This is a genomic window from Streptococcus oralis (genome assembly GCF_023110435.1).
In the GTDB taxonomy this organism is placed as follows: domain Bacteria; phylum Bacillota; class Bacilli; order Lactobacillales; family Streptococcaceae; genus Streptococcus; species Streptococcus oralis_CF.
The window spans coordinates 1-3557 of the sequence record NZ_JALDWB010000011.1 but is presented as its reverse complement, the minus strand read 5'-3'; the positions used below and the strand labels follow the sequence as shown (position 1 = coordinate 3557).

General features: G+C 34.4%; 6 protein-coding genes. All 6 read left to right on the top strand.

Going from position 1 to position 3557, the window contains the following annotated elements; all coding sequences use genetic code 11:
* Positions 1-1422: HNH endonuclease (locus tag M1F97_RS09055; RefSeq protein WP_247944878.1), on the top strand; the 1422-nt coding region annotated here is incomplete at its 5' end.
* A 21-nt stretch (positions 1423-1443) separates the two neighbouring features.
* Positions 1444-1923, top strand: coding sequence for a DUF6985 domain-containing protein (locus tag M1F97_RS09050; protein WP_049482470.1), 480 nt, complete (start codon positions 1444-1446; stop codon positions 1921-1923).
* A gap of 74 nt (positions 1924-1997) precedes the next feature.
* Complete coding sequence (locus M1F97_RS09185; protein WP_348771728.1) at positions 1998-2096, top strand: HNH endonuclease; 99 nt, start codon at positions 1998-2000, stop codon at positions 2094-2096.
* Between the two features lie 74 nt (positions 2097-2170).
* Complete coding sequence (locus M1F97_RS09045; protein ID WP_247944877.1) at positions 2171-2449, top strand: SMI1/KNR4 family protein; 279 nt, start codon at positions 2171-2173, stop codon at positions 2447-2449.
* 42 nt (positions 2450-2491) lie between these two features.
* Positions 2492-2980 (top strand): Imm6 family immunity protein, encoded by a 489-nt coding sequence (locus M1F97_RS09040; RefSeq protein WP_247944876.1) that lies wholly within the window; start codon positions 2492-2494, stop codon positions 2978-2980.
* 4 nt (positions 2981-2984) lie between these two features.
* Positions 2985-3467 carry an Imm6 family immunity protein gene (locus tag M1F97_RS09035; RefSeq protein WP_247944875.1) on the top strand — a complete coding sequence of 161 codons (483 nt, stop codon included), beginning with the start codon at positions 2985-2987 and terminating at the stop codon, positions 3465-3467.
* The last annotated feature ends 90 nt before the right edge of the window (positions 3468-3557 follow it).

Genomic DNA, 3557 nt, shown 5'->3' with positions numbered 1-3557 from the left:
ACGACTAACAAGGTTGGTTATAAGCGAACTGAATCTGTGACAGATCCCTATGGCCATCCCGTCGGTACCAAGGAAGTCGTCCCCGCTGAGATTGGGATTGACGAACTCTACAAGGTTGATAGCCCTTATAGAACGGCTCTACAGAAAAGCTACGAGGAGTTCAAAAAAAGTAAGGACTATAAGGAACACAGGCTGACGGAGACAGAATATGTCCAAGCCATGCATCAAACCCGAGCTTTCGAGTATGTGTCGATTGATGACGAGAAGTCCAAGATAGAGATGTGGCGAGATATCGCTCTAGGAGCTGGCCTTGTTGTCTTGAGTATTTTCTGTCCCCCAGCAGGAGCCGTAGCAGGAGTGGCCTTGGCTAGTGCTGAAATGTACTCAGCAGCGACCGGTAAGGACTGGGGCACAGGTCGGAAGTTAGATGCGACCGAGAGAACACTGAGAGGAACCTTTGCCTTGTTTGACTTGATACCAGCAGGGAAATACCTAGGAACCTTAGCCAAGACAGGAAAGACAGCAGGGCTTACTGCCGTTAAGAACAGTCTGAAAACGACTTTGAAAGAAGGCTTGGAACAAGGAGTTAAGAACCTGGATAGTTTCAAAGGTGTCTTGAAGAATGCCAAGGGCTTGGGGGATAATGTCTTTTCTAAAATTAAAAACTATGGCAAACAGTTAGACAATCTCCGACCAAGTAAGATTCTATCGAATTCGGCAGATGCTCTAAGCGATGGTTTGCGCCATGCAGATAATGTTTTAAGTGAAGCCGCACAGAACTTCCGTCTGAATATTGGGCTAGAGCCACAACTAGCAGATGGTGTTCTATCAAGTGGTGGAGGGAAGCTAACACATCTAGCAGATAATCTCAGTGCTTTCGCGAAGAATCTAGACGGTAGTGTGGATGATGTGATGGAAGCAGGGAGTAAAGCTGGACAGGATATGTCGGATGATGTAGCTAGAGGTCTAGAAGAAGCTGGGAAGAAAGGCGCTTCATACCCAAGTACTTACGATGAAAGGATTAATCAAACACCAGTCAATAATGGTTCGTGGACTGGCGACCGTGGAGAATCAAAATTTATTTCTGAATTGGATGAAGTCAATGATGTTTTAAAACAATACGATATTGATGGTATTGAATATAAAGATGGAATTCCTGATTTTTCTCCTGTTTCAGAGGGTGAGATTAGTCATCCTGATATGGGTATTGACAGAAATAAAAACTTTAAAGTTGCCGATGAACTTTTAGCAAAACAATTGGACGTGCCTAGAAAAGAGATTACAAAACTTCGGAAACAAGGGAAGCTCACTTGGCATGAATTAAATGATATGGAAACAATGCAATTAGTTCCATCTGTTGTCAATAGTAAATTTGGACATCTAGGTGGGGTAGCGGAAGTTAAAAAACTATTAGGTTTATAGAAAGAAAGGTTGTAAAAAACAATGGAAATAAATCATAAGACTTTTGGTAAAATAAAATTTAATTACGGTTGGACAAAAGATATTTCTCTAGATATCTTCAATAAACACCATGTTTTGGAAATCAATATTGATGCGGATGAAGATGCTGAATTTGAAATTAATCAGGAAAAAGCTTATATATTTTTCAATAATCACTTAGATGAAATAGTAAAAGAGGCAGATTCTGCAATTATATCATATTACAATCGTGAAATATCAGATATTGTTTCAAGCTACACGAATAATAACGAAAAAAAATATTTTTTAGATATAATTGGAGACAAAGATAAAATTTATTCTTTGTTGCAACCCAAACAAATCATGTTTCCTTTAACTTTTGATGAAAATATTGAAGAGTTTGGTTTTTTATGTGAGTGTGATTGGGATAAAGAAAATGGCATAGGAATAAAATTTGTTAATGGCGTATTGTCTGAAATTGGTTATCAGGATATACTCCTATAAGAATATGTTTTCTTATAATTATTTGTAGTTTTTATATTTATTGAATTAAGAAAAACACTTATTGATTCCATTAAGTGTTTTTCACGCTGAGTCAGCAGATTGGTGGTACTAGAGAAGGTATGTCTTGGCATCATACTGAATTCCCGGGACAAATGGAATTGGTTCCATTTTGAATACATAATGTTATTCCACATAATGGAGGAAGAACAATAGGTATGTGGGCTTATGCACCTAGATAGGAGATGAAATGGAATCTAAAATTATTTTACCTTTACCAACAGATACATTACTGAAAGAAAAAGAAAAAATATGGAGAGTGATTCTTCATGAAGATTATAAAGATTTTATAAAAAAAGAAAACGGCTTAATTCCAACCAAACGATATTTTAATTTCAGTAGAAATGAGAAAGTGGTTGAGCGTTTCTTAGCAATACTGAATATTTCAGGCGATAGACTGGAAGATACTTATTATATTGGTGTTGTAAGTACTCAATTAGAAGGAAGAATGGACGCTTACAATTTATAGTTGAGAATGGTAAATATGTTATAAATTAGAAAGGAAGCAGAAATGGAATTGAATATTAATCTCTTATGTTTTATGCAGAGACTAACAGATCCTTTAAAAGAATATATAAAAAATTCAGATTATAAAGAATATGTAAATAAGACATTAGAACTAACGAGTGAATCTATTAATAATATTAGAGAGTCGGATCCAGACTTACTCTATAGTAGATTAGAAAACATAGATGAAGAAGATATTTTAACTTATTTTGAACTAGATAAGGATACAAATCCAGCTGTATGGGGTTGTATTGCAAATTTCTTAGCGCTTGTTAGCTACTACTCTTATAAAGTTACTGGCGAACAATACTTGCCTGAAACCATTGAAAGTGTCGATGAAGAAACACTTAAAGATTATTTTATTAATCATAAAGAATTAATAAAATCATATAAAGAATTATCAAGTTTGAATAGCTCACTTCAGAATGAAGAGTATTTAAAAGACAAATTAGTGGCTTATTATTTTAAGTTTTTATTTGAAGATTATAATTGAGAATATGAGAATAAATAATCTGTATTTCATGCTAACTTATTCAGAGGCAATATATACCCAAATTAAAACGCAATATAAATCTCAAATTCGTGCTTCCTTAGATGATTGTTGGGATTTTTTGGAAAATAAAAATAAGACAGGAAAGGATCTCTATATTTTATTAGATGATGGAACGGACTTTAATGGGATCTTTATTTATATGCAACTAGATGAAGATGAACAAAATATTTCCATGTGGGATAACATTAGCTATGCAATTGCAGCAACTGCTAAGGAGGCATATTTATTTGAGAATCAGAAACAATTGCCTTCTCCTTTGGAAAATGTAGACTCAAGTATATTAGACTTATTTATTGAGAATTTAAAAGAAATAAACACAGTGTTTTATGAACATGTTGAAGAAATTAAAAACTTTGCAAGGAATGATTACTCACCTTCAAAAAATAATGCTATAAAAGAATTAGAGAATTTGGGTCTAATAAAATAGAAAGTCTGTATTAGATGAATTACAGGCAATCATGCGTTATATCACCACAGTTGAGGTTTCATTTCAAAACAATTTGGCTCCAAAATTGAA